This is a genomic window from Janthinobacterium sp. P210005, from assembly GCF_036231865.1.
In the GTDB taxonomy this organism is placed as follows: Bacteria; Pseudomonadota; Gammaproteobacteria; order Burkholderiales; family Burkholderiaceae_D; genus Janthinobacterium; species Janthinobacterium kumbetense.
In genome coordinates, this window is record NZ_JAZARC010000001.1 from 962,575 (window position 1) to 988,624 (window position 26,050).

Annotated in this window: 24 protein-coding genes; 9 read left to right on the forward strand and 15 right to left on the reverse strand. The window is 64.6% G+C overall.

Annotated features, from left to right (window positions below):
• Nucleotides 1-221 precede the first annotated feature (221 nt).
• From VPH40_RS04220 to ppc, 9 genes are all read right to left on the reverse strand, one after another.
• Nucleotides 222-878 (reverse strand): hypothetical protein, encoded by a 657-nt coding sequence (locus tag VPH40_RS04220; RefSeq protein WP_328572766.1) that lies wholly within the window; start codon nt 876-878, stop codon nt 222-224.
• Entirely contained in the window at nt 875-1,243 is a 369-nt protein-coding gene (locus VPH40_RS04225; RefSeq protein WP_099667770.1) for a hypothetical protein, read from the reverse strand. The genes VPH40_RS04220 and VPH40_RS04225 overlap by 4 nt, the downstream gene beginning before the upstream one ends.
• A 74-nt stretch (nt 1,244-1,317) precedes the next feature.
• Nucleotides 1,318-3,816, reverse strand: coding sequence for a TonB-dependent siderophore receptor (locus VPH40_RS04230; protein ID WP_328572767.1), 2,499 nt, complete (start codon nt 3,814-3,816; stop codon nt 1,318-1,320).
• 93 nt (nt 3,817-3,909) lie between these two features.
• Complete coding sequence (locus VPH40_RS04235) at nt 3,910-4,890, reverse strand: FecR family protein (protein ID WP_328572768.1); 981 nt, start codon at nt 4,888-4,890, stop codon at nt 3,910-3,912.
• Nucleotides 4,887-5,393 carry a sigma-70 family RNA polymerase sigma factor gene (locus VPH40_RS04240; protein WP_305052159.1) on the reverse strand — a complete coding sequence of 169 codons (507 nt, stop codon included), beginning with the start codon at nt 5,391-5,393 and terminating at the stop codon, nt 4,887-4,889. The genes VPH40_RS04235 and VPH40_RS04240 overlap by 4 nt, the downstream gene beginning before the upstream one ends.
• Nucleotides 5,394-5,591: 198 nt before the next feature.
• Nucleotides 5,592-5,768, reverse strand: a complete 177-nt coding sequence (locus VPH40_RS04245) for a hypothetical protein (RefSeq protein WP_328572769.1) — start codon at nt 5,766-5,768, stop codon at nt 5,592-5,594.
• A gap of 159 nt (nt 5,769-5,927) precedes the next feature.
• The gene (gene pyk / locus VPH40_RS04250) at nt 5,928-7,388 is read right to left on the reverse strand and encodes a pyruvate kinase (RefSeq protein WP_083292642.1); all 1,461 of its coding nucleotides are present in this window, start codon (nt 7,386-7,388) and stop codon (nt 5,928-5,930) included.
• 91 nt (nt 7,389-7,479) lie between these two features.
• Nucleotides 7,480-8,490 carry a type I glyceraldehyde-3-phosphate dehydrogenase gene (gap, locus tag VPH40_RS04255; RefSeq protein ID WP_328572770.1) on the reverse strand — a complete coding sequence of 337 codons (1,011 nt, stop codon included), beginning with the start codon at nt 8,488-8,490 and terminating at the stop codon, nt 7,480-7,482.
• Nucleotides 8,491-8,522: 32 nt separating this feature from the next.
• Nucleotides 8,523-11,276, reverse strand: a complete 2,754-nt coding sequence (gene ppc / locus VPH40_RS04260; protein WP_328572771.1) for a phosphoenolpyruvate carboxylase — start codon at nt 11,274-11,276, stop codon at nt 8,523-8,525.
• Nucleotides 11,277-11,618: 342 nt separating this feature from the next.
• Between ppc and VPH40_RS04265 the strand changes: the two genes are divergently transcribed.
• A complete protein-coding gene (locus VPH40_RS04265) occupies nt 11,619-12,074 on the forward strand; it encodes an RrF2 family transcriptional regulator (protein WP_251348507.1) in 456 nt (151 codons plus the stop codon).
• Nucleotides 12,075-12,138: 64 nt separating this feature from the next.
• Here VPH40_RS04265 and VPH40_RS04270 read toward each other — a convergent pair whose 3' ends face one another.
• The 4 genes from VPH40_RS04270 to VPH40_RS04285 all read right to left on the reverse strand — a co-directional run bounded on the left by VPH40_RS04270 (nt 12,139) and on the right by VPH40_RS04285 (nt 15,914).
• A complete protein-coding gene (locus VPH40_RS04270) occupies nt 12,139-13,824 on the reverse strand; it encodes a cation acetate symporter (protein WP_289897696.1) in 1,686 nt (561 codons plus the stop codon).
• Complete coding sequence (locus VPH40_RS04275; RefSeq protein ID WP_099667762.1) at nt 13,821-14,129, reverse strand: DUF485 domain-containing protein; 309 nt, start codon at nt 14,127-14,129, stop codon at nt 13,821-13,823. Before VPH40_RS04275 ends, VPH40_RS04270 begins: the two co-directional genes overlap by 4 nt.
• Before the next feature lie 129 nt (nt 14,130-14,258).
• Entirely contained in the window at nt 14,259-15,455 is a 1,197-nt protein-coding gene (hmpA, locus tag VPH40_RS04280) for an NO-inducible flavohemoprotein (protein WP_328572772.1), read from the reverse strand.
• A gap of 45 nt (nt 15,456-15,500) precedes the next feature.
• Nucleotides 15,501-15,914 carry a hemerythrin domain-containing protein gene (locus tag VPH40_RS04285; protein ID WP_289910226.1) on the reverse strand — a complete coding sequence of 138 codons (414 nt, stop codon included), beginning with the start codon at nt 15,912-15,914 and terminating at the stop codon, nt 15,501-15,503.
• A gap of 227 nt (nt 15,915-16,141) precedes the next feature.
• Between VPH40_RS04285 and VPH40_RS04290 the strand changes: the two genes are divergently transcribed.
• From VPH40_RS04290 to VPH40_RS04320, 7 genes are all read left to right on the forward strand, one after another.
• A complete protein-coding gene (locus VPH40_RS04290) occupies nt 16,142-17,035 on the forward strand; it encodes an STAS domain-containing protein (protein ID WP_328572773.1) in 894 nt (297 codons plus the stop codon).
• 7 nt (nt 17,036-17,042) lie between these two features.
• Nucleotides 17,043-17,405 carry an STAS domain-containing protein gene (locus VPH40_RS04295; RefSeq protein ID WP_099667758.1) on the forward strand — a complete coding sequence of 121 codons (363 nt, stop codon included), beginning with the start codon at nt 17,043-17,045 and terminating at the stop codon, nt 17,403-17,405.
• A 10-nt stretch (nt 17,406-17,415) separates the two neighbouring features.
• Nucleotides 17,416-17,853, forward strand: coding sequence for an ATP-binding protein (locus VPH40_RS04300; protein WP_328572774.1), 438 nt, complete (start codon nt 17,416-17,418; stop codon nt 17,851-17,853).
• On the forward strand, nt 17,850-18,935 hold the full coding sequence (locus VPH40_RS04305) for an ATP-binding SpoIIE family protein phosphatase (protein ID WP_328572775.1): 1,086 nt from the start codon (nt 17,850-17,852) through the stop codon (nt 18,933-18,935). The genes VPH40_RS04300 and VPH40_RS04305 overlap by 4 nt, the downstream gene beginning before the upstream one ends.
• Nucleotides 18,932-20,755 carry an ATP-binding protein gene (locus tag VPH40_RS04310; protein WP_328572776.1) on the forward strand — a complete coding sequence of 608 codons (1,824 nt, stop codon included), beginning with the start codon at nt 18,932-18,934 and terminating at the stop codon, nt 20,753-20,755. Before VPH40_RS04305 ends, VPH40_RS04310 begins: the two co-directional genes overlap by 4 nt.
• The gene (locus tag VPH40_RS04315; RefSeq protein ID WP_328572777.1) at nt 20,742-22,256 is read left to right on the forward strand and encodes an ATP-binding response regulator; all 1,515 of its coding nucleotides are present in this window, start codon (nt 20,742-20,744) and stop codon (nt 22,254-22,256) included. The genes VPH40_RS04310 and VPH40_RS04315 overlap by 14 nt, the downstream gene beginning before the upstream one ends.
• A gap of 71 nt (nt 22,257-22,327) precedes the next feature.
• Nucleotides 22,328-23,449 carry a metallophosphoesterase gene (locus VPH40_RS04320; protein ID WP_328572778.1) on the forward strand — a complete coding sequence of 374 codons (1,122 nt, stop codon included), beginning with the start codon at nt 22,328-22,330 and terminating at the stop codon, nt 23,447-23,449.
• A gap of 3 nt (nt 23,450-23,452) precedes the next feature.
• Here the strand turns inward: VPH40_RS04320 and VPH40_RS04325 are convergent, their stop codons facing one another.
• A complete protein-coding gene (locus VPH40_RS04325; RefSeq protein ID WP_328572779.1) occupies nt 23,453-24,205 on the reverse strand; it encodes a DUF4303 domain-containing protein in 753 nt (250 codons plus the stop codon).
• Nucleotides 24,206-24,221: 16 nt separating this feature from the next.
• Nucleotides 24,222-25,145, reverse strand: a complete 924-nt coding sequence (locus VPH40_RS04330; RefSeq protein ID WP_328572780.1) for a LysR family transcriptional regulator — start codon at nt 25,143-25,145, stop codon at nt 24,222-24,224.
• A gap of 123 nt (nt 25,146-25,268) precedes the next feature.
• Between VPH40_RS04330 and VPH40_RS04335 the strand changes: the two genes are divergently transcribed.
• Nucleotides 25,269-26,030 carry an SDR family oxidoreductase gene (locus tag VPH40_RS04335; RefSeq protein ID WP_305052172.1) on the forward strand — a complete coding sequence of 254 codons (762 nt, stop codon included), beginning with the start codon at nt 25,269-25,271 and terminating at the stop codon, nt 26,028-26,030.
• Nucleotides 26,031-26,050 lie beyond the last annotated feature (20 nt).

Below are 26,050 nucleotides of genomic sequence, written 5' to 3' on the forward strand. Positions count from 1 at the left end.
TCATCACGCCCGCGCCTGCCGCGCGGGGGAAAGGTGCTTTTTACAGAGTGAAAAAGCGGAATGCGTACGAACTCTGGCGCGGATGGCTGGCCGCCAGCGTGACGATGATTTTTTAAAGAGCCATGAGTATAGTTGCTTTGCGAACATATTCATAGGACTTCAGCAATACTATAGCAAGAAAGGCAATATTCTGAGGTCGCGATGCGACAGCGCTCGCCCGTTCAGGCTGGCGGCCACAGCGCGCGTATGGCGGAAGAGGCCTGATAGGTCGCACCGGCGCGCTCGGTCACAGGGATACCGGCCAGTGTACAGCGGCGGCCCAGCTCGTCCTTGATCTGCCGCAACGACCAGCGCTGCGGCACGGGCAGATCCATGCCCACCACGCGGATCAGCGGGCAATCGTCGAGGGTCGTGTGCAGCAGCAGCTCCACGCGCGCCATCGGCGGTCCGCCGCGGTAGACATCCACCGCGCCCGCGTAAGTGACCACCTCCAGCGCGCGTATCTGCTGCGGCGTCAGCTGCAGTACCTTGTCATGGCCGGGCAAGCCCCGCGCCAGCCGGCGCAGCAACACGCCCGCATCATTGATCTCGACATGAAAATTCAGATCGGGGCCCGGCAGAAAAAGCACGCCGACGATCCAGGCGGTCAGCGCCGGCAGGCCCAGCAGCACCGCCTCGCCCGCATACGGCACGTCGCGCCAGACGGCTTGCACGATGAAGGCAAGGATCAGGACGCAGCCCCCCAGCAGCACGCTGCGCCACAGCACGGGGCGCATATTGGCCATCATCGCCGCATGGCAGCTGGCATCGTCGGCCGGCGCAAAGCGTATCCATTCGGCGCGCGCCGGCTTGCAAGGCCGGGCGGGACTGCCGCTCAAGCGTTCTGCGCCAGCATGCCGCGGAACCATGCCAGTTGCTCGCGCGTCAGGTAATTGGCGCCATCGCCATGCAGCAGGACGATCTCGATCTCGGGGGGAATCGAGGCGAGCAGTTGCGCGCCCGTAACGGGAATCTTGGGAAAATTGATGCCGGCCAGGAAGGCGGGATCTTCCGCCACCGTCACGCAGCGGCGCTCGGGATTCGGCGACGGCACGAGGAACAGGTCGATCTGCTCGCTTTGCCCGCCGATGACGACGTGCAATTGCGCGGCCAGCAGTTCGGGCAGGATCAGCTCGATGTTATTCTCGGCGCGCGATTGCTGGAAAGCGCTTTTCAGGGGCGTGAGGAGAGGAATGGCGGTCATGGCAAAGTGGAAAGATAAAGACGGCGGCAGTGTAGCAGAGGCGCCCGGACGGGCGCGCTCCGCTGGCGCAACGGCTACATCTTGTAGTCCAGCGAGACAAGTACGCTGCGCGGCGCGCCGTAGCGCGCCAGCCCGCCGGACCAGGAATAGCCGAGCGCCTGGTAGTAGCGGCGGTCGAGCACGTTGTCGATGTTCACGCGCAGCTGCAGCTGCTCGCTGATGCGATAGCCGGCCGTCAGCCCGACGATGGCGTAACCGCCCTGCTGCGTCAGGTAAGCCTTGTCGCGGCGGTCGATCTTGTCCTGCGCATACACGGAGGCGCCCAGGTTCCAGCGCGCCAGGCTGCCGCTCAGCTGCACGTTCGTGTACAGCTTGAACAATTGCTTCGGCTCGTCCGTGGCAATGCGCTGGCCGACGTTGGCGGCCACGCTGTCCTTCGTGTACTTGGCCAGCACATGGGTATAGCCACCCGAAATCTGCCAGCCAGGCAATGGCGAGCCCGACAATTGCAAGTCGACGCCTTCGCTCTGCACCTGCCCCGCCGCGCGGGCGCAATAGATGGGACCGCCCGTGGGGCAATTGACTTCATCGGTCATGGCGCGGTTGTTTTGCTTGATGCGGAACAAGGCGCCGCTGGCGTTGAGCCTGCCGCCAAAATATTCGCCCTTGACGCCCACTTCCAGGTTGGTGCCGCTCAACGGCGGCAAGCCATTGCCTTTGATATCGAGCACGCTTTGCGGCTGGAAGATCTGCGTGCCGCTCGCATACACGGAGTGATGCGGGTCCAGGTCGTAGACGAGGCCCGCGTACGGGGTGAATTTCGCGTTTTCCGTCAGGTCGCGGCGCCACGTCGGATTGGCGGCATACCAGCCCGTGACATCCTGCGCATACCAGCCGAAGCGCCCGCCCAGCACCAGGCGCAGCGGATCGGCCAGGCTGAAGTTGCCGGCCGCATACAGCCCCTTCTCGTCCGTCTTGCGGCCCCAGTTGTAGGGCTCGAACGGCGCGCCGTTCATGCGGTAGGCGCGGGGATTCCAGCTGCGGATATCGAACTCACGCGTTTGCGCGCCTTCCCAGCTCTGGGCCGCGTCCGAATCGTCATGGCGGTAGCTGGCGCCGACGATGACGTCATGCTGGCGGCCGAGCCAGGTGACAGGGCCGCTCAGGCGCCAGTCCGCCACCACTTGCTGCGTGTTGTACTTCCAGCCCGTTTCCGACTGTTCCAGCAAAAACGTTTCGCCAGCGACGCGGCCGTTGGTGGTATTGCGCGTGCTCGACGAGGCGTCGATATGCGTGATGGCGAAGTGGCTGCGCCAGCCCTGCGCCAGCTTCGTTTCCAGGTCGGCAAAGACGACGTTGTTGTCGCGCTTCTGGAAGGAATCGGCATTATTCAGGAAAGTCGAGCGGGGCAAGTCCATGTGGCGGCCGTCGGGCAAGGTCGGCAAGCCGACGAACACGCCGTCGGTGCGGCTGTGCTGGCGCGAAAAGCCGATGCCGGCCGTGGTCGACGGCGTCAGGTCCGCCTCGACGATCGCATACACGGTGCTGTTCTTGTTGTTGACCACGTCGACAAAGCTGTCGCTGTCACGCAGACTGGCCGCCACGCGCCCGCGCACGCTGCCCGACGCGTTCAGGGCATTGCTGGCGTCCACCGTCAATTGCCGGTCCTTCCAGCTGCCCAGGTGAATGGATGCGTCCAGCAAGGGCGTGGCCGTGGGGCGCTTGCGTATCATGTTGATGCTGCCCGACGGCGCGCCCGCCCCTTCCATCAGGCCGGTGGCGCCGCGCACCACTTCCACGCGGTCGTACATCAGCATGTCGGCGGAGACGTTGCGCTCATTGAAACCCGTGACGTCCAGCGGCAAGCCATCGACATTGATGTGGCTCAAGGCGAAGCCGCGCGCGAAATACGTGGTTTCCTGGTCGGACACGCCCTGCGTCTTGCCATACAGGCCGGGCGTGGCGCGCGCCACGTCCTGCAGGGTGGTCAGATCGAAATCTTCCATTTGCTGGCGCGAAATGACGCTGACCGTTTGCGGCGTGTGGCGCTGCGACAGGTTCAAGCCCGTGGCCGTCGACAGATTGCGCGAGGTATACAAGCCCGTGCCTTCCGTGGCGCGGTCCGCCTCGGCGCTGACGACCACGGCGGGCATGCTGGCCAGGCCGCCATCGGCCGTATTGGTATTGATCTTGCGCAACAGATAATTGCCGTTGCCACCGTCCGTCACTTCGAGGCCGCTGCCTTGCAGCAATTGTTGCAGGCCGGCGGCAACGCCATGGCGCCCCTGCAAGCCCGGCGTCGCCAGGCCGTCGAGCGCCACGCCCTGGGTGGACAGGTTCACGCCGGCGGCGATGGCGAACGATGCCAATGCGCTGCGCAGGCTGCCGGCGGGAATGCTGTAATCGCGCACGCTTGCGGACGGGCCGGCTTCAGCGGCCAGCGCAGTCTGCGGCAAGCCGGCGCCAGCCGCGCCCACGGCCAGCAGCAAGACCAGCGCGGCGCGCACGGCGCCCGTGGTGGGATGGAGCGCGAGTGGCGTCCACGGGGAAAAGAAGCGGTGCTGCACAGCCATGTAAAACCCTTTCGATGGTTCGGATTGTTCGTTCTCTACCTTGTATGACGAAGCAATCTCAAAAAAGGGACAGGCAAGCGGCAAATAATTTCTTCAGGCTGCCTCGACACTGATCCAGTAGCGCGTGCGGCGCGCCAGCCGGATCGGCAGGGAACGTTGCAGCAAGAGCAGGATGTTGTCCGGGTCGTTCAACTGGAAAATACCGTCCACGGGCAAGGCCGCCAGCGCCGGATCGCAGCGCAGCACGCCATAGCGATAGCGCGCCACCTGTTCCAGCACCTCCCCCAGTGGCATGCGTTCTGCGATCAGCACGCCCCGCAGCCAGGCGTCCGCATGGGGTGACGACGGCGTCAGGGCGGAAACGGCCACATCGTCGAAACTGCCCTGCCGGCCCGCATCGATCGTGCGCAAGCCGTCGGGCGCCTGCGATGGTTCGATCTCGACGGCGCCCTCGCTGACGCCCACCTCGGTGCGCGGCGCCAGCACGCTGCCAAGGTGGCGCACGCTGAAGTGCGTGCCCAGCGCGCGCACGGTGCCATTGCTGCTGCGCACGAGGAACGGTCGCGCCGGCACGGCCGCATCGTGTGCCGTGGCAACGTGGATTTCGCCCGCATGCAAGGCCACCAGCCGGGCCGCGTCGTCAAAACGCACGTCGATGGCCGTATCCGTATTGAGCACCAGTTGCGTGCCGTCCGGTAATGCCATATGCCGGATTTCACCGCGCGCCGTGCGGATCGCGGCGCGCCACGCTTGCCAGGGCGCCGACTGGCTGGCCAGCCACAGCGCGGGGGCGGCCGCGATCAGCCCGGCCAGGCCGTAGAGGACGGCACGCCGCCGCGGCGATTGCGGCGCCGCGTCCGCCGCCTGGCGCAGCGCGGGCGGCACGCCGGCCAGGGTGCTGCACACCAGTTCGGCCCGCTGCCAGGCCGCTTCGTGCCCAGGATCGCTGGCGCGCCAGGACTGGAACGCCTGCTGCTCGCCTGCAGTCAAGGGGCCCGCGTGCAGGCGCACCAGCCATTGCGCCGCAGCCCGCGCGGCGCGGGGATCGATGGCCGCCGTGCCGGTGGTGCTCACAGGATCAGCAGGATGCAGCGCTCGAACGCCTGCACCATGTAGCGCTTGATGCTGCGCTCGCTCACGGCCAGGCGCCGGGCGATTTCCCCGTAGCCGAGGCCGTCGACATGCGCCAGCAGGAAGGCATTGCGCACCAGCGGCGGCAAGCCGTCGAGCATGGCATCGATGCGCTGCAGGGCTTCGCGCACCAGCAAACGCTCCTCGGGCGACTGCATCAGCAGATCGGGCTGCTGCGCCAGGGTTTCCAGCCACGCCTGCTCCAGCGACAGACGCCGGTAATGGTCGATCAGCAGGCGCTGCGCCACGGTGGTCAAATAGGCGCGCGGCTCGCGCATGGTCTGCCGGCCTTCCGGCGGCGCCGTCAGCAGGCGCACGAAGGTATCCTGCGCCAGGTCGGCCGCATGGTCGGCGCACTGCAGCTTGGCGCGCAGCCAGCGCATCAGCCAGCCGTGGTGATTGCTGTAAATGACTGCGATCGATTCGCCGGATTGCGCAATGTTCACTAGGGACTCCGATGCGCTCAAGGCAAGGCGCGGCCAGGACCATGGCCGGCCGCAAGGCAAGCGACTCAATTGATAATAATTCTCATTATCACAAATCATTGCCCGCGGCGTCAATGCCGGCGCCCGTCCCGTCCGGCAAACTGTTGTTTCAGCGCGGCGGCTGGCCGTTCAGCGCGTATCGCTTGCCGTGGCGGGCGATTACGCCAGACGGGGTTTCCCGGACTTGGCCGCCAGCACGAAGGGAATGGCAAACGGCCCCAGAAATACCACCAGGATGGCCCTGAGAGCAGTTGTTTTCAAGGAACGGCGTTTGGCGATGAAGAGACAAGCGAAGGCCGACAGGGACCAGATCAGTGCCGGCAGGTAGGTAGTCATCATGAACTCCGGAAGCGCCTTGGAAGGCAGGAAACCATGCTGACACGGAAATGTGGCCATCGCAATGGCAAATCAGGCATCTGCCATTGCGATGGGCGGCCAGGCACCCCGCTTTCAGTCATTCTTAAGACTGCAGGCGGCGTCCGGCCGGCGATGCGCTCAGTGCTGGCCGATCTTCATGATTTTCAGCGCATTCGTGCCGCCGACCTTGCCCATCGGCTCGCCCCAGGTCAGCACGACAGTATCGCCCTTGGCCACGACTTTATGTTCCACCAGCAAATCTTCCGCCTGTTGCAAGACCTTGTCGCGGTCCGTGCCGGACGTCAATTCCAGGGTGCTGACGTTGCGGTACAGGGCCAGCTTGCGGCGCGTGCCCACGCTCGGGGTCAGCGCGACGATAGGGATGTCGATGTTGCAACGGCTCATCCACAGCGCCGTGGAACCCGATTCCGTCAAGGTGGCGATGGCTTTTACGCGCAGATGATGGGCCGTAAACAGGGCGCCGTAGGCGATCGACTGGTCGATGCGCGAGAACGTGGCGTTGAGGAAATCGGCATCCAGCTTGCAGGTATCCCATTTCTCCGCGTCCAGGCAGATGGCGGCCATCGCTTCCACCGTTTCGATCGGATAGCGGCCCGAGGCCGTTTCCGCCGACGTCATGACGGCATCCGTGCCGTCCAGCACGGCATTGGCCACGTCGGACACTTCCGCGCGGGTCGGCACGGCGTTGACGATCATCGATTCCATCATCTGCGTGGCCGTGATCGCCAGCTTGTTCGACGCGCGCGCCATCTTGATCATGCGCTTTTGCAGGGCCGGCACGGCCGCATTGCCCACCTCGACCGCCAGGTCGCCGCGGGCCACCATGATGCCGTCGGACGCGTCGAGAATTTCTTGCAGCGCAGGAATAGCTTCCGCGCGCTCGATCTTGGCGATCATCATCGGCTTGTGGTCCCACGCTTCGCCGGCGATATTGGCCAGCTGGCGCGCCATGACCATGTCGGTGGCGTTTTTCGGGAAGGACACGGCCACGTAATCGGCCTGGAAGCTCATCGCCGTCTTGACGTCTTCCATGTCTTTCGCCGTCAGGGCCGGGGCAGACAAGCCGCCGCCCTGGCGGTTGATGCCCTTGTTGTTCGACAATTCGCCGCCGATTTTCACCGTCGTGTGGATTTCGCTGCCGACGACCTTGTCCACCGTCAAGACGATGAGGCCATCGTTGAGCAACAATACGTCAGCGGCGCGCAAGTCGCGCGGCAATTCCTTGTAATCGAGGCCGCAGCGCTCGATGTTGCCCAGTTCGCCGTTTTCGCCCCATTTCGCGTCGAGGATGAACTTGGCGCCGTTTTCCAGGAAAATCTTGCCTTCTTCAAACTTGCCGACGCGAATCTTCGGGCCTTGCAAGTCGGCCATGATGGCCACTTCGCGGCCGCACAGGGCTGCCGCTTCGCGCACCATGCGGGCGCGGTCGATATGGTCTTGCGCCTTGCCATGCGAAAAGTTCAGGCGCACGACGTCGACGCCGGCCTTGAACATGCGGACCAGGGTATCGATATCGTTCGAAGCGGGGCCGATGGTGGAAACGATCTTGGTGGCGCGTTGCTGTACTTGCATGGTCATGGTGTGCTGCTTTCTATAAAGTTCGTGCTGCTACAAGGGCCGGCCTTGTGGGCCGGCCGTCCTGGTGCGCTGGATCAGCGGTACTACGTTCTTACTTGGCCGCCATCAGGGCGACCGTGGTGTCCAACATGCGGTTCGAGAAGCCCCACTCGTTGTCGTACCACGACGACACCTTCACGAGGCGGCCCGAGACCTTGGTCAGGGTCGAATCGAAGTTCGACGAGGCCGGGTTATGGTTGAAATCGATGGAAACAAGCGGTTCCGTCTGGTACGTGAGAATGCCCTTCAAGGCGCCTTCCGACGCCGTTTTCAGCAAGGCGTTGACTTCCTCGACCGTCGTATCGCGTTTGGCGATGAAGGACAGGTCGACCAGCGACACGTTGATCGTCGGCACGCGCACGGCAAAGCCGTCCAGCTTGCCATTCAGTTCCGGCAAGACGAGGCCGACAGCGGCCGCCGCGCCCGTCTTGGTGGGGATCATCGAATGCGTGGCCGAACGGGCGCGGCGCAAGTCTTCATGCATCACGTCGCTCAATACCTGGTCATTCGTGTAGGCGTGCACGGTGGTCATCAGGCCCGATTCGATGCCGATGGCGTCGTTCAGTGGTTTCACCAAGGGCGCGAGGCAGTTCGTCGTGCACGAAGCATTCGAAATGACCGTATCCGAGGCTTTCAAAACGTGCTGGTTGACGCCGAACACGATGGTGGCGTCCACATCCTTGCCGCCCGGCGCGGAAATGATGACTTTCTTTGCGCCACCCTTCAAGTGGGCCGACGCTTTTTCCTTGGTGGTGAAGAAACCCGTGCATTCGAGCACCACGTCGACACCGAGTTCGCCCCAGGGGATCAGGGCCGGGTCGCGCTGCGCGAAGACGCGGATGCTGTCGCCATTGACGAGCATATTGTCGCCGTCGATGGTGACGACGCCGGGAAACTTGCCGTGCACCGTGTCGTAGCGCGTCAAATGCGCATTCGACTTGGCGTCGCCCAGGTCGTTGATGGCAACGATTTCGATATCCTGCTGCTTGCCGCCTTCATAAAACGCGCGCAAGACATTGCGGCCGATGCGGCCATAGCCATTGATGGCAACTTTGATGGTCATGCTGTCTCCTTGATATTGTTTGAATGACTTACTTAACCACTATTTCTCAGTCCCGCCGCGATGCCGTTGATCGACAAATGAATGCCCGTGCGCGCCGCTGCGTCCTGCTTGCCCTCGCGGAAGCGTTTCAGCAATTCCACCTGCACGTGGTTGAGCGGATCGATATACGGGAAACGGTTGCGTATCGAGCGCTGCATCAGCGGATTGGCTTGCTGCAACTCTTCCTGGCCCGTGATCAGTTTCAAGGCGTCCAGGGTGGCCGCGTATTCGGCGCGGATGCGCGTAAAGATGGCGTCGCGCAAGGCCTTGTCCTTGACCAGTTCCGCATACTTGCCGGCGATGGCGATATCGCTCTTGGCCAGCACCATATCCATGTTCGACAGCAGGGACGTGAAGAATGGCCAATCCGTGTACATGCCGCGCAGCACGTCCGCCCCGTCGGCCGGATGGGCGGCCAGGTAGGCTTGCACGGCGGAACCGAAACCGAACCAGCCCGGCAGCATCAAACGGCATTGCGCCCAGCTCAAGACCCAGGGAATGGCGCGCAAATCCTCGATGGACGTGGATTTCTTGCGCGAGGCGGGGCGGCTGCCGATATTCAGCGCGGCAATCTCCGCGATCACCGTCGATTCCCAGAAATACTGCTCGAAGCCATCCGTGCCGTAGACGAGGTCGCGATAGGCGTTCAGGGCCGTGCCGGACAGCTCTTCCATGGCAGCCAAATGGCCCGCGCCGGCCGAGGCTTTCGGCTGCAATTGCGCCTGCGGCAGCAGGGTCGACTGGATGGTGGCGGCCACCAGCACTTCCAGGTTGCGGCGCCCTACTTCCGGGTTCGCATACTTGGCCGTGATGACTTCGCCCTGCTCCGTCAATCGGATCTGTCCCTGCACGGCGCCGGCCGGCTGGGCCAGGATCGCTTCGTAGCTGGGTCCGCCGCCACGTCCCACGGAACCGCCGCGGCCGTGGAACAACCGCAGCTTGATCTGTTCTTGCTTGAAGACCGTTACCAGCTCGATCTCGGCCTTGTAGAGTTCCCAGCCGGACGTGAGGAAACCGCCGTCCTTGTTGCTGTCCGAGTAGCCGAGCATGACTTCCTGCTGGTCCGCGCGCGATGCCAGCAAGCCACGGTAGAACGGCAAGCCGAACGCGCGCGCCATGATGGCGGGACCGGCGCGCAAGTCGGCTATGGTTTCGAACAGGGGGATGATGTTGACGTCCACTTCGCGGCTGTCCTGGCGCAGCAAGCCCACTTCCTTCAGCAGCAAGGCCACTTCCAGCAAGTCCGAGACGCTGGCCGCCTTGGAAATGATGCAGTTCGGCACCGATTCCTTGCCATATTTGACGTGGGCTGCGCGCACGGCGCGGAAGATGTCGAGTTCGGACGTCGTTTCCTCCGAGTACTGCGCATACGGCGAGGTCAGCAGGCGTGGCGACTCCAGTTCGGCCAACAGCAAGCCGATGCGCTGCTCTTCATCGAGGTCCAGATAGACGAGGCCCGGCTGGGCGCCCGCGAACAGTTCGCCCACGACACGCTCGTGCACGTCGGAATTCTGGCGCAAATCGAGCGGTGCAAGCGAAAAACCGAACACCTTCACGGCGCGGCGCAGCTGGCGCAGCCGGCCACGGGCCAGCGCGCGCAAGCCATTGCTGACGAGCGAATGCTGGACCACGTCCAGGTCGGCCAGCAGGTCAGATGCCGCGGCGTAAGGCTGCACGCCGTCTGCCTGCTTGCCCTTGCCGGACAGCACGACGCGCGTGGCGTCCAGGCGCGCATGGATGCCGTGCAAGGCGCGGCGGTACGGCTCGTCGACCCGGTGCGGCGAGGCGTCGGCCGAGCGTTCCGCCAGCGCGCGCAGCGGCTCGCTGCAGGCATTGAGTATTTGCGCCAGCGACAGTTGCGAAGCGAGCTTGCGCAATTCGCCCAGATAAAAATCGAGTACCTTGTCTGCCTGCGTCTGCAGGGTGCTGCGCAGGATGTCGGCCGTAACGAAAGGATTGCCGTCGCGGTCGCCGCCGATCCAGCTGCCGACCTTCATAAAATTGGGCAACTCCGCATCTTCCCAGCGAGCATCGCGCTGGGCCAGCATGGTTTCCAGCGAAGAATACAATTTAGGCAATTCGCGCAAGATCGTGTGGTCGTAGAACGACAGGCCATTGGCCACTTCATCCATGACAGACAGCTTGCTCGTGCGCAACAGACGCGTCTGCCACAAAGTGACGATGCCGCGGCCCAGCGCCTCTTCGTTCTGTTCCGCCTCTTCCGGCGTCATTTGCACGCGGTCGCGCTCGCTCAACAGGCGCGCGATGGCCATCTGGCAATTCTGGATGCTCTTGCGCTGCACTTCCGTCGGGTGCGCCGTGAAGACGGGGCTGACGAACGCATCGTCGAAGAAGGTTTCCAGCGCATCGGCCTTGCCAGCGTCAAACACATTGCCGACGGCATGGCTGAGGCTACCCTGGCGCGGCGGCGAGCCGGCGATCAGATGGGCGCGCGTGCGGCGGATGTGATGTTGATCTTCCGCAATATTGGCCAGCAGCGAGAAATAGCTGAAAGCGCGCGTCAATTGCGTGGTTTCTTCCTGCGACAGCGCTTGCAGCGCGTCCGACAGCTGCGCGCGCGCCGCTTCATCATTGTCGCGGCGGAAACGGATGGCCAGCTGGCGCACATGTTCGATGCGTTCGAAGGCGGGGTCGCCCAGGTGGTTGCGGATGGCGTCGCCCAGCAGACGGCCCAGCTGGCGGATATCGCTGCTCAGCAGCTCGTCTTTCACTTCATTCATTTGCATGGTATTCATTTCCTGGGGCGGCCACGGCGGCACCGCACAGATTGCGTAGTACGCGCTTCCCGGCCCGGGAAACGCCCATCGTCGAATTTGTAGTAAATTTACCTTATTGCTTCACCATCCTCTTGATTTCCATCAATAAAAATCATATCCAAAGGGCCGACAAGGGCTTACGAGCTGTTTGCCAGGGCAACAATATGAAAATTTACTACGCATTTAAGCGAAAGGCAATCAACTTTTGTCTTTCAAGGCTGAAAAGTGACGGCGCAACACACATGGCCGGCGCTCTCCTGTATGCTGGCGGCTGAAACAAGGATGTAATCCACATCTTATGAACGATATCCCATGCGACTGACTGCCTACACTGATTACACCCTGCGCACCCTGATGTACCTGGGCGTGCACCGCGACCGCCTTGTGACCATCCAGGACATTGCCGACCTGCACTCCATCTCGAAAAATCATTTGATGAAGGTGGTGCACCAGCTGGGCCTGTCGGGCATCGTGGAAACGGTGCGTGGGAGAAATGGCGGCCTGCGCCTGGCGCGCGACCCGGCCGAGATCAATATCGGCACCGTCGTGCGCGAAACGGAAAACGATTTTTTCATGGCCGAATGTTTTAACAAGGAAAACAATACCTGCCCGCTCACGCCCGATTGCCTGCTGAAGGCCAAGCTGGGCCAGGCCACGGCCGCTTTCCTGGCCGTGCTCGACACGGTGACGCTGGCATCGATACTCGACGCAACGCCGGGCGCGCCGGCGCTGGCGGCGGGCGTCATCCCCCTGCGCGTGGCAAAGTAAGCGCGCCAGAAACAACAATGCCCGGCGAACCGGGCATTGTTTCCTTCAGCAACTCCTGTTTACATCAATGCGCGCTGGCGCCCGCCGCGCCGATGCCCGTTTCCGAACGCATTTGTTGCGCTTCGTAACCGGCGCGGTCGATGCGCGCGCGGGGGCTCTTGTCGAGCACCGAGAACAGCCAGATGCCGACGAAGCCAGCCGTCATCGAGAACAGCGCCGGCGAGGCATACGGGAACAGCGCTTCGCCATGGCCCAGCACGTCGACCCACACGGACTTCGACACCACCGTCAGCGCGACGGCCGTGATCAAGCCCAGGAAGCCGCCGATGGTGGCGCCCCGCGTGGTGCAATCCTTCCACAGCACCGACATGAACAGCACGGGGAAGTTGGCCGAAGCGGCAATCGCAAAAGCCAGCGAAACCATGAAGGCGATGTTCTGCTTTTCAAAGGCGATGCCCAGCACCACGGCGATAATGCCCAGCACGATCGTCGTCACGCGCGACACTTTCAATTCATTGGCGCCCGTGGCCTTGCCCTTCTTGATGACGGTGGCATACAGATCGTGCGACACGGCCGACGCGCCCGACAGGGTCAAGCCCGCCACGACGGCCAGGATGGTGGCAAACGCGACCGCCGACATGAAGCCGAGGAAGACGTTGCCGCCCACGGCCTTGGCTAGGTGCACGGCCGCCATGTTGTTACCACCCAGCAATTTACCTGCAGCATCCTTGAACTCGGGATTGGTGCTCACCAGCACGATGGCGCCAAAGCCGATGATAAAGGTCAGAATGTAGAAGTAGGCGATCCAGGTGGTGGCCCAGAACACGGATTTGCGCGCTTCCTTGGCGCTGGGCACCGTGAAGAAACGCATCAGGATGTGCGGCAAGCCGGCCGTGCCGAACATCAGCGCCATGCCGAACGAAATGGCGGAAATAGGATCCTTGATGAAGGAACCGGGGCCCATGATGGCTTCCTTGGTGGCGTGCACGTCCACCGACTTGGCGAACAGCGCTTCCGGGCTGAAGTTGAACTGCGCCAGCACGGCCACGGCCATGAAGGTGGCGCCACCCAGCAGCATCACAGCCTTGATGATCTGTACCCAGGTGGTGGCCGTCATGCCGCCAAACAGCACGTAAATCATCATCAGGGTGCCGACCAGGACGACGGCGATCCAGTATTCGAGGCCGAACAGCAGCTTGATCAGCTGGCCCGCGCCCACCATCTGCGCAATCAGATAAAAGGCCACGACGACCAGGGTACCGGACGCGGAGAAAATGCGGATCGGCGCCTGCTTGAAGCGGTAGGCGGCCACGTCGGCAAAGGTGAAGCGGCCCAGGTTGCGCAGGCGCTCGGCCATCAGGAAGGTGATGACGGGCCAGCCGACGAGAAAGCCGATGGCGTAGATCAGGCCATCGTAGCCGTTCAAAAAGACGGCGGCGGAAATGCCGAGGAAGGAAGCGGCCGACATATAGTCGCCCGCGATGGCCAGGCCGTTCTGGAAGCCCGTGATGCCGCCGCCGGCCGTGTAGAAATCGGAAGCCGACTTGGTCTTCGCGGCCGCCCACTTGGTGACGAACAGCGTGAAGATGACGAAGGCGGCGAACATGATGATCGCCGTCCAGTTGGTCGGCTGCTTGACCGCCTGGCCCAGGTCGGCGCCGGCCGCCAGCACGCTGCTGCTGGCGCCCGCCAGCAAGGCCAGGCTTGCCAGGCAGGAGAGTTTGCGTTGCGTCAATGTGGTGCCGCTCATGCTTGCACCCGTGCCTGGATGGCGTTGCTCAGGTCGTCGAATTGCTTGTTGGCGCGGCGCACATAGATGCCCGTGACCAGCACGGTAAACACGATGACGAACAGGCCGATCGGCATGCCCCAGGTCATCACGCCGGTGCCCGTCTTAGTGGCAAGAAATTCCTTGTTGAAGGCAATGAGCAGGATGTAGCCGTAGTACACCAGCATCATCAGGCCCGTCAGCGCCCAGCCGAAGCGGGAACGCACCTTGACCAGTTGGTGATAGTTGGGGTCGCTCTTGATTTTTTGAACGAGATCGTCATGCATTGTGTTGCCTCCTGTTATGTAAAAGCTGCTCTGTTGTTTTCGAGCTTGGATTCACAGTACAGTGCGAGGCTTACCCGCCCCTTACGGCAGCGTTTTTTCTCGCCGGGACAACACAAGGCAGGCAAAAAATCAATTCAAGGCGGCAGCCGGTCCGAAGAACTCGTGGTGCGTCTGCTGTTCCGGCACGCCCAGTTCGCGCAAGTATTGCTTGACGGCCCGCATGAATGGCTGCGGCCCCAGGAAGTAGGCGTCGACGTCGCGCGAGACCGGCAGCCAGCTGTTCAACTGCTCTTTATTCAGCAAGCCGACGGCGTCCGGCGCGGCGGCGCCCGGCGCATCGTGTTCTCCGCCATGTTCCGCATAGCAGTAATAGCGCTGCAGCTGCGGGTGCTGCGCGGCCAGTGCATCGATCTGCGCACGGAATGCATGCACGCCGTGGTTGCGCGCCGCGTGGATGAAATGCACGGGACGCTTGCCGCGCAGGGCCGCCGTCAGCATGGCCAGGGTGGGCGTAATGCCGACGCCGCCGCTGATCAGCACCAGCGGCTTGTCGCTCTCCGTCAGCACGAAGTCGCCCGATGGCGGCGTCAGCTGCACGGTGTCGCCCGCCTGCACGTGGTCGTGGAAGAAATTCGATACCTTGCCGCCCTCTTCGCGCTTGACGCTGATGCGGTAAGTCTGGCCATTGCTGGCGGCGGACAGGGAGTACTGCCGGCGCATGGGCACGCCATCGACGGTGGCCAGCACGCCAATGTATTGACCTGGCGCAAAGTCGAGCACGGACTGACCATCGGCCGGCGCCAGCAGGAATGACGTGATCTCGGCGCTTTCCACGCTCTTGCTGCGCACTAAAAAATCGCGCGCGCCGCTCCAGCCGCCTGGCGCGGCCGCTTGCGCCTTGTAGATGCGCCCTTCCTCGCCGGCCAGGATGTCGGCCAGCTGGCCGTAGGCCGCGCCCCAGGCATCGATGACGGCGTCGCTGGCCACTTCTTCGCCCAGCACTTCGCGGATGGCTTGCAGCAGGCTGGCGCCCACCAGCGGATAGTGCTCGGCGCGAATCTGCAGAGCCACGTGCTTGTTGACGATGGTGGCCACCAGGTCGCCCAGCGCGGCAAGCTTGTCGATATTCTTGGCATACATCAATACGCCATTGGCCAGCGCGCGCTGCTGGTCGCCGCTGTGCTGGTGCGCCTGGTTAAAGTACGGCAGCACTTCGGGATGGTCGCGGAACAGATTCTTGTAGAAATGGCGGGTCAGCGCTTCGCCGCCCTGCTCGAGGATGGGGACGGTGGCCGTGATGATGGCGTGTTGTTCTTGGGTCAGCATGTAAAACTCCTGTGTATCTATTAGTGTATCTATTAATAAGCGGTTTCAGGCCAGCGATTCAATGGCCGGATACAGATCGTGGTCTTCGCGCCGCATGCGCTGGAACAGCGCGTGCAGCACGGTGTTGGCTTCGCTGCGGAAGGCGTCCGGTTCGGCTTCCAGGCGCACGGGCGTATTCCAGCGGCCGGCGAAATCCAGGTAGGCGCCGGCGATGCCGTGCATCTCGTTTTCGTACTGGCGTCCCAGCCGGGCCACCTCGGCCACGCCGCACGCTTGCGCGGCCGGATACAGGTAGCGCTGCTCGACGGCCAGGTGCAGCTTGATCAAGCCGCTCATGGCGATGATCTGGTCGGCAATGGCCTGCGCCTGCGCGCCGACACCGCCGCGCGCCAGCTGGCGCAAGTCATCGATGGCGGCCAGGATGGCCAGGTGCTGCTGTTTGAATTTGTCGATATTCATGATGTTTTTCTCTTGTTGAGTGTTCCCAGTGTAGCGGAATTCTCCTAAACATGCAAACTACATGCATCTTTAAATGCGCCAATGTTTCCCACAAGAATGTATAGCGACATGCGCCACTATGTGCGGCACAGAACACAAGCTATGGCCACGCCTGCCTATAATTTATTCATCACAGCGCGTGCCCGCTTGCGGCCGCGCCGCACCCTCCACTCCAGCCAAGGATGAGCATGAGTATGAAGACGGACACGGTCAAGACGGGCACGGGCCAGGCGCAGCAACTGGCCTGCATCATCAACGCGCACCACACGGCATTGCTGGACGGCTGGATGGCCGGCCTGATCGCCCGCCTGGTGCGGCGCGACAAGATCGCCGAAAACGAGCTGCGCCAGCAGGCATCGCAATTCCTGCCGCTGCTGGCGGGCGCGCTGGAAAACGGCGACTCGTTCGACATCGAAGGCGGCGCCTGGGACGACACGCGCCAGCTGCTCGCGGAAATATCGCAGTCGCGCGTGCGCCAGGGCTATTCGCCGATCGACACGGCCAGCTTCATGTTCTCGCTCAAGGAACCGCTGTTCGCCTACCTGCGCCAGGAAATCACGGCGCAGCCGCAGGAACTGGGCGACGCCATCGTCAGCGCCAGCAAATTGTTCGACGAGCTGGGTTTGCTCACCATCGCCATCTACCAGAAGGCGCGCGAACAGGTGATATTGCGCCAGCAGCAGGAATTGCTGGAACTGTCCACACCCGTGGTGCAGCTGTGGCAAAACGTGCTGGCCCTGCCCCTGATCGGCACCCTCGACAGCGCGCGCACGCAGGTGGTGATGGAAAGCCTGCTGCAAAAGATCGTCGACACGGGCGCGCTGATCGCCATCATCGACATCACGGGCGTGCCCACGGTCGACACCCTGGTGGCGCAGCATCTGCTGAAAACCATCGCCGCCGCGCGCCTGATGGGTGCCGACTGCATCATCAGCGGCATCCGCCCGCAGATCGCGCAAACCATCGTGCACCTGGGCGTGAACCTGGAAGACGTGATGACCAAGGCTACCCTGGCCGACGCCTTCGTCGTGGCCCTGAAGCGCACGGGCTCCAGCATCACCTACCAGCAGCAAACACACTGAGGCGCCTATGGAAAGAATCCCCATTTTACGCATGGGCCGGCTGCTGCTGGTGACGATCCAGGTGGACATGCACGACCGCCTGGCGATGACCTTGCAGGACGACCTGACCACCCGCATCGTGACAGACCGCGCCACGGGCGTGCTGATCGACATTTCCGCGCTCGACATCGTCGATTCCTTCATCGGCCGCATGATCAGCAACACGGCGGCGATGGCGAAAATCCTCGACGCGCGCACCGTCGTCGTCGGCATGCAGCCGGCCGTCGCCATCACCCTGGTGGAACTGGGCCTGACCCTGGAAGGCGTCAGCACGGCCCTGAACGTGGAACGGGGGATCAAGCTGCTGGAACGGGGCGGCGCATGCGCATGACGGGGGCGCCGTGCTAGGCGCGCAGGCACAGGAGCGGGTGCAGGCCGGGGCGCAGCAGATTCTGCCCCTGCACAGCGACGAAGACGTCGTGCGGCTGCGCAAGCAGGTACGCGACAGCATGGTCGCCATGGGTTTTGGCCTGATCGAGCAGACCAAGATCATCACGGCGGCCAGCGAACTGGCGCGCAACACCCTGCGCTACGGCGGTGGCGGCGAAGCGCGCATCGCGCGCGTCTGCGATGGCGCGCGCCAGGGACTGGAACTGCGCTTTGTCGATGCGGGACCGGGCATCGACGATATTCCCCTGGCGCTGACCGATGGCTATACCAGCGGCGGCGGGCTGGGACTGGGGCTGGGTGGCGCCAAGCGCCTGGCCGACGCCTTTCACATCGACACGGCGCCCGGCGCGGGCACCACTGTCACCATCGCGAAATGGAAGCTGTTTTGAACCACCTCGAGCAAGCCCCTGACATTGCCAGGCAACGCCGTTTTTCCGTCGGCGAACCGAGCGAAATCGCCACGGCCCGCCGCGCCGGCAACGAACTGGCGCGCCACATCGGCTTCGACGACGTGCGCACGGGCCAGTTGGCCATCATCATCAGCGAAGCGGCGACCAACATCGTCAAGCACGCGCAGCGCGGCGAAATCCTGCTGCGCAAGGTGCTGCGCGGCGGCACCAGCGGCATCGAAGTGCTGGCCATCGACAACGGCCCCGGCATGGCGAATGTACGCCAGCACATGCAGGATGGCCATTCCACCACGGGAACCTACGGCGTGGGACTGGGCGCGATACGCCGGCTGAGCCAGGAATTCGACCTGTACACGGCGCCCGGCAAGGGCACGGTGCTGATGATGGTGGTCTGGGGGCCGAACGCCAGCAGCGCCATCCCGGCCAGCCCGAACTGGCAGATCGGCGCAGTGTGCCTGCCGCTGGCTTCGGAACAGGTATGCGGCGACGCCTGGAACGTGGTCTGCGAAGGCCATGAACTGAGCCTGATGGTGGCCGATGGCCTGGGCCACGGCCCGCTGGCGGCGCACGCCTCGGAACGCGCCAGCGCCCTGCTGGAACACGACACGCCGGGACTGCCGCCGCTGCCCGCCCCCTTCATCGAGCTGGCCAACGGCGCCCTGCGCGCCACGCGCGGCGCGGCCCTGGCCCTGGCGCATATCGACAGCGCGCGCCGCCAGTTGCGCTACGCGGGCGTGGGCAATATCGCCGCCTGCGCCTTCGATGCGCGGCAGCGCCGGCATTTGCTGTCACACAACGGCATCGTCGGAAGCAACCTGCGCAAGGTGCAGGAATTCTGCTATCCGTGGCAGCCTGGCGCAACACTGATCATGCATAGCGACGGCCTGCACACGCGCTGGGACCTGGAACAGTATCCGGGCCTGGCGCACTGCCACCCCAGCCTCGTCGCCGCCGTGCTGTACCGCGACTTTGCGCGCGGGCGCGACGACGTCACGGTGGTGGTGCTGCGCGAACACGAGGAACAGCAGGCCGTGACGGGGGAAAGGAGCGAAACGACATGACACGACGCATATTGACGGCCCATATCGGCAGCGAACTCGATGTGGTGGGCGCGCGCCAGCGCGCGCGGCAGATCGCCGCCCTGTGCGGCTTCGGCGTGCAGGACCAGGTGCGCATCGCCACGGCCGTATCGGAACTGGCGCGCAACGTCTACAACTACGCCGGCAGCGGCAAGGTGCATTTCGCCATCGATGGCCAGACGGCGCCGCAGGTGCTCAGCATCCGCATCGAGGACCAGGGCCCCGGCATCGCGCAGCTCGACCACATACTGGCCGGCACCTACCGCTCGCCGACGGGCATGGGCCTGGGCATCCTGGGCGCCCAGCGCCTGATGGACCGCTGCCATATCCGCAGCGCGCCGGGCGACGGCACGCAGATCACCCTGCACAAGCTGTTCCCGCGCGACGCGCCCCTGCTCGACGGCGGCAAGATCGGCACGCTGTCCGGCAGCCTGCAGGCGCTGCCGCCGGACATCACGCTCTCCGAAGTGCAGCAGCAGAACCGCGAGCTGCTGAGCACCCTGGCCGAACTGAAGACACGGCAGGACGACCTGCTGCAGCTGACGCGCGAACTGGAAGACACCAACCGCGGCGTGGTGGCGCTGTTCGCGGAACTGGACGAAAAGGCGGACCACCTGCGCCGCGCCGACCAGATGAAATCGCGCTTCCTGTCGAACATGAGCCATGAATTCCGCACGCCGCTCAGCTCCATCCGCGCCCTGTCCAAGCTGCTGCTCGACCGCATCGACGGAGATCTGTCGGAGGAACAGGAAAAACAGGTGCTGTTCATCCTGCAAAGCGCCGTCAGCCTGAGCGACCTGGTGAACGACCTGCTGGACCTGGCCAAGATCGAGGCGGGCAAGGTCGACGTGCACGCCAACAGTTTCCAGGTGGCGGACCTGTTCAGCGCCCTGCGCGGCATGCTGCGCCCGCTGCTGGTGTCCGATACGCTCACCTTGACCTTCATCGACCCCGATCCGGCGCTGCACATCCACACGGATGAAGGCAAGCTGTCGCAAATCCTGCGCAATTTCATCTCCAACGCCCTGAAGTTCACCGAGGCCGGGGCCATCATCGTCAGCGCCACGCCCTTGCCGGAGCAGGACGCGATCCGCTTTTCCGTCTCCGACACGGGCCTGGGCATCGCCGCCGAAGACGTGCAGATGATCTTCGAGGAATTCAGCCAGGTGGAAAACCACATGCAGCGCAAGGTCAAGGGCACGGGTCTGGGCTTGCCCCTGTGCCGCAACCTGGCCACCCTGCTCAATGGCACGGTGAGCGTGGAAAGCACGCCGGGCCACGGTTCGCTGTTTTCCGTCGTCCTGCCCGCCAGCTACCACGCGCCCGAAGGCAGCCTGCCCCCGTGCGCGCCGGCGAACGACAATGGCAACGACCAGCGCATCGCCGTGCTGGTGGTGGAAGACAATCCGCCCGTGCGCCTGCTGTATGAAAAATTCCTGGCCGGCAGCGAATTTCGCGTCGTCCCCGCGCGCAGCGTGCGCGAGGCGCAGGAGCGCTGGGAACAGCAGCGCCCCGCCGCCGTCATCCTCGATATCCTGCTGCACGGCGAAACGGCCTGGCACTGGCTGGCCGAGCTGAAAAACGACCCGCTGCGGCGCCAGGTGCCCGTCATCGTCGCCACCGAGATCGACGACGTGCGCAAGGGCCTGGCCCTGGGCGCCGACGCCTACTACGTCAAGCCGCTGCCGCGCCAGCAATTGCTGGCGACCCTGCGCGCGCTGATCGGCAATCCACACCACCGGCAAGAGCCGGTCCCGCCGCAAGGCACAACCACCTGGGACAATGCGCATGCTACCGGATAACAACAGCGATGCTCTGATCCTGAACGTCGATGACAGCGATGGCGCACGCTACGCCAAGTCGCGCATCCTCCAACGCGCCGGTTTCAAGGTCATCGAAGCGTCGAACGGTGGCGACGCGCTGCTGCGCGCCCGCCACGACCGCCCCAACCTGATCCTGCTCGACGTCAAGCTGCCCGACATCAACGGCCTGGAAGTGTGCCGCCAGTTGAAGGGCGGCGCCGAGACGAACACCATCCTGGTGCTGCAAACGTCGGCTTCCTGCATCGGCACGGCCGACAAGATCCGCGCCCTGGACGGCGGCGCCGACAATTACCTGGTCGAGCCGATCGAGGCCGATGAACTGATCGCCAACGTCAAGGCGCTGCTGCGCCTGGGCCGCGTCGAGCGCGCGCTGCGCGACGTGGACCGCCGCAAGGATGAATTCCTGGCCACCCTGGCGCACGAATTGCGCAACCCGCTGGGCCCCATCCGCACGGCGCTGGCCCTGCTGTGCAAGCTCGACCCCGTCGTGCCGGCCGTGCAGGACAATGCGCGCCGCACCATCGCCCGCCATACCGATCACCTGGTGCGCCTGGTGGACGACCTGCTCGACGTGTCGCGCATTTCGCAGGGCAAAATCTCGCTGCAATGGGAAAGCGTAAGCCTGGCCAGCGTCATCCGCAGCGCATTGGAAACGAGTTCGCACAGCATCGAGGCGCGCGGCCATGCGCTGGACGTGAACCTGCCCCGGGAAGAACTGTGGGTCAGCGGCGACGCCGTGCGCCTGTCGCAGATCGTCGCCAACCTGCTGCTCAACGCGGCCAAGTTCACGGCGCCGGGCGGGCGCATCGCCATTACCGCCGAACGCGAAGGCGACAATGTGCGCATCCGCCTCAGGGACAACGGCATCGGCATCGCCGCCGCCAGCATCGACAGCATCTTCGGCCTGTTCGAGCAAAGCGGCCACTCGCCCGACCGGGTGCAGGATGGCCTGGGCATCGGCCTGTCGCTGGTGCGCAACCTGGTGACCCTGCACGGCGGCCAGGTCAGCGTGCGCAGCCCCGGCGTAGGGCTGGGCAGCACCTTCGAAGTCCTGCTGCCGCTCGACGCCAACGTGCCGGTGCCGGCCGCGCCAGCGCCGCAGGCCGCCACCGGCGGCAGCCAGCGCATCCTCGTCGTCGACGATAACCGCGATGCGGCCGATACCCTGGCCGAACTGCTGGAAATGTACGGCCACACGGTGCGCACGGCCTACACGGGCGCGCAAGCCACCGAGCGCACGCTGGAATTCAAGCCCGACATCGTCTTTCTCGACATCGGCCTGCCCGACATGAGCGGCTACGACGTGGCCGTCAAAATGCGCCAGTTGCCGATACCGCAGCAATTCCTGCTCGTCGCGCTGACCGGCTACGGCCAGGAACACGACCGCCAGGCGGCCCTGCAGGCCGGTTTCAACGAACACTTCGCCAAACCCGTCGATTTCGGCAAGCTGGCCATGCTGGGATTGCATATCGCCCCCTGAGCGGGGTGGCGGCTGCCTGCGGCCAAGGCGTCGGCTATAATCGGCGGCCGCCTCACCTCTGGAAGCATGACATGACAACCCGCACGCCGCTGCTGCGCATCACCATGATACTGGGCGCCCTGCACGCCCTCCTGGGCTGGCTGCTGCTGCCGTCGCTCCCCGTCGGCCTGGCCGGCTGGCTGCTAGGCGGCCTGGTCCTGCTGGCGTCGACCATGCTCATGCCGATGACGATTTTCGCCCGCGCCGTCACCAACGATGCGCGCCTGGCCGACCGTCTGAGCTGGGCCGGTTCGCTGTGCATGGGCTTTTTTTCCTCGCTGTTCGTGCTGACCGCGCTGCGCGCACTGCTGATGCTGATTCCTGCCACCCGCCCGCACGCGCAGGCATCCGCCGTGCTTGTGCTGCTCCTGGCGCTGCTGGCCACCGTCGTCGGCTTCATCAACGCCCGCCGGGTGGCGCGCGTGCGCGAGGTCGACGTGCCCATCGCCGGCCTGCCGGCCGCCTTGCAGGGCTACACCATCGTGCAACTGAGCGACATCCACGTGGGCGCCACCATCAAGCGCGCCTACGTGGAAGCCATCGTCGCGCGCGCCAATGGCCTGCAGGCGGACCTCGTCGCCATCACGGGCGACGTGGTCGACGGCACGGTGGCGCAACTGGGCAGCCACACGGCGCCGCTGGGCGAGCTGCGCGCGCGCCACGGCGTCTTCCTCGTCACGGGCAACCACGAATACTATTCGGGCGCCGCACCGTGGGTGGCGGAATTTCGCCGCCTGGGCTTGCGCGTGCTGATGAATGAACATGTCGTCCTCGACCGCGACGGCGCGCGCCTGGCGCTGGCCGGCGTCACCGACTTCAACGCGGCCGCCTTCGATCCGGCGCAGAAAAGCGACCCGCAAACGGCCATCGCCGGCGCGCCGGCCGATATCCCCCGCATCCTGCTGGCGCACCAGCCGCGCAGCGCGCCCGAGGCGGAAGCGGCCGGCTACGACCTGCAATTGTCCGGCCACACGCACGGCGGCCAATTCTGGCCGTGGAATCTGTTCGTGCCGCTGCAGCAGCCCTACGTGGCCGGACTGCACCGGCAAGGCCGCCTGTGGATCTACGTGAGCCGCGGCACGGGGTACTGGGGGCCGCCGAAACGCATCGGCGCGCCGGCGGAGATTACGAGGCTCAGGCTGGTGGCGGCGTAGAACCTAATCGGCCCAGCTGGCCATCCACGCCTCGAACCGCGCCACCACCGCCGGCGGATTCAAACGCGCCATCGCGCCTTCCACCGCTTCGCTGTCGCTGACCTCGAACAGCAGCACGCTCTCGTCGCGCCCGGCGCCCGTACCGAATACCCCCTCGGCGTCAAGCTGCGCCAGCGCCCCGATGCAGGCGTCGAACACGCCGCTGCGCAAGGTGGCGAAGTCCACGTCGAACGGCAAGTCGCGGTGCGCCTGCAGCAGCAAACGGTAGGCGCTGTCAAAATATTCGCCGCCGTCCTCGAACGCCCATTCGGCGGGATTCCACAGCATTTCCTCGCCGTACTCCGAGGCGGCCAGCGCTTCGCGGCTGTTCGCCATGGGGCCGATGGTCATGGCGCTGTCGTCGCTCACCAGCGCGAAAGCGTCGATGTGCTGGTCGGGATGCGCGCGGCGCGCGGCTTCGACAGCCAGGCGCGCGGCGTCTGCCACCAGGGTTTGCAGCAGCGCGAAATCGAAGACGGCCGGATCGATGACGCTTTCGCGCGCCAGCACGTAGCCATCGGCCAGCGCGGCCCGGCCATGCGCCAGGTAGACGGCGTGCGCTTCGGCTTCGCTGGCGTAGTCGTTGCGCGTCTCCTCGCCCCAGGTCATGGCTGCGCCGCTGGCCGTCCAGACGGTCGTGCCGAAGACGCGCGCTTCCCGGAAACGGGCCGGCCGGTCGCCGTCGAAGGTGTAAAACAGGCTGTAATTGCTATGCATCGGAATTCTTTATCGGTTAATCGGGCCGCATCTGCGCAGCGAAATCGCGCTGGCGGAACTGCTCCAGCAGGAAATCGACGAACACGCGCGTCTTCGCGGGCAAGAGTTTCTTGCTGGGATAGTACACGGACAGGGGGCCGGAATCGGCGTGCCAGCCTGGCAGCAGGCGTACCAGCGCGCCGCTGCGCAAGTGGGCCAGCGCATGCGGCATGGGCAGCAGCGCCACGCCGACGCCCAGGATGGCTGCCTGCGCCATCGCTTCCGGGTCGTCGAAGATGGCGCGCGGCCGGCATTCGGCCACGCCTTCGCCGCCCGCGCCGTCGCGCAATATCCAGCTGCGCAGCCTGCCGCTGCCCGCAGAACGGCGCGCCACGCCATCGAATTGCGCCAGGTCCGACGGATGCCTGGGCATGGCCTTGCCCTGCATGAAGGCGGGCGACGCCGTGGCGACGATATGCGCGTGCCCCAGCTCGCGCGCCACCACGCCCGGCGTCAGCTCGATGCCGCCGCCGATGGCGACATCGAAGCCTTCGCCGATCAAGTCGACTTGCCGGTTGTCGAAATGGCAGTCGGGCACCACGCCCGGGTGGCGCGCGATGAAGTCGCCCAGCAGTGGCACCACGTAACTGCGCCCGAACGACGGCGCCATGCTGATTTTCAGAATGCCGGCCGGCTGGCCGCCCTCTTCCGCCACGCCGGCGATCGCTTCGCGCAGGGTGGTCAGGGCGCCGCCTATCTGCTGCAGGAAACGCTCGCCCCCTTCCGTCAGGGTCAGGCGGCGCGTGCTGCGCTGGAACAGCCGCAATCCCAGGCTCGCTTCCAGGCGCGCCACGTTCTTGCTGACGGCTGCCGGCGTCAGTCCCAGGCGACGCGCGGCGGCGGAAAAGCTGCCCAGCTCAGCAGACAGCACGAAGGATTGCAAGTGATTGAGGGCGTCCATGCGCCTATTCTACCCGCTCAGCTGATACCAATGGTTGAAAGTGATTGTAGCGATTCATGGCTAGCGCGGCAGGAATGAAAGGCAGATACTGAACTCCTCGATTCCTCACTTAGAAAGCACATCATGCAAACCCAAACCACCACCTCCCTGCCACTGCAAGACAAGATCGCGTTTGTGACGGGCGGCTCGCGCGGCATCGGCGCCGCCATCGTGCGCCGCCTGGCCAGCCAGGGCGCCAACGTCGTCTTCACGTATCAAAGCTCGGCCGCCGAAGCGCAGGCGCTGGCCGCCACGGTGGAGGCAAGCGGTGGCAAGGCCCTGGGCGTGCAAGCCGATGCGGCTGACGCCACCGCCCTGACGGCGGCCATCGACAAGGTGGCGGCGCAATTTGGCCGCATCGATATCCTCGTCAACAACGCCGGCGTATTCCTGCCCGGCGCCATCGACGACTTTTCGCTGGCAGACTTCGACAAAACCGTGGCCGTCAACGTGCGCGCCGTGTTCGTCGCCATCAAGGCAGCCGTGGCGCACATGCAGACGGGCGGGCGCATCATCAACATCGGCAGCACGAATGCGCACCGCATGCCGTTCGGCGGCGCGGCCGCCTACGCCATGAGCAAATCGGCGCTGAGCGGCCTGACGCAAGGCCTGTCGCGCGACCTGGGTCCGCGCGGCATCACCATCAACAACGTGGAACCGGGCCCCGTCGCCACGGACATGAACCCGCCGACGGGCGACTTCGCCGACCTGATGCACGGCCTGATGGCCCTGCCCCGCCACGGCACGGCCGATGAAATCGCCGGCATGGTGGCCTACCTGGCCAGCCCGGAAGCGGCGTTCGTCACGGGCGCAGGACTGAAGATCGATGGCGGTTTTGCCGCCTGAGCGCCGGCACGCGCCACGGC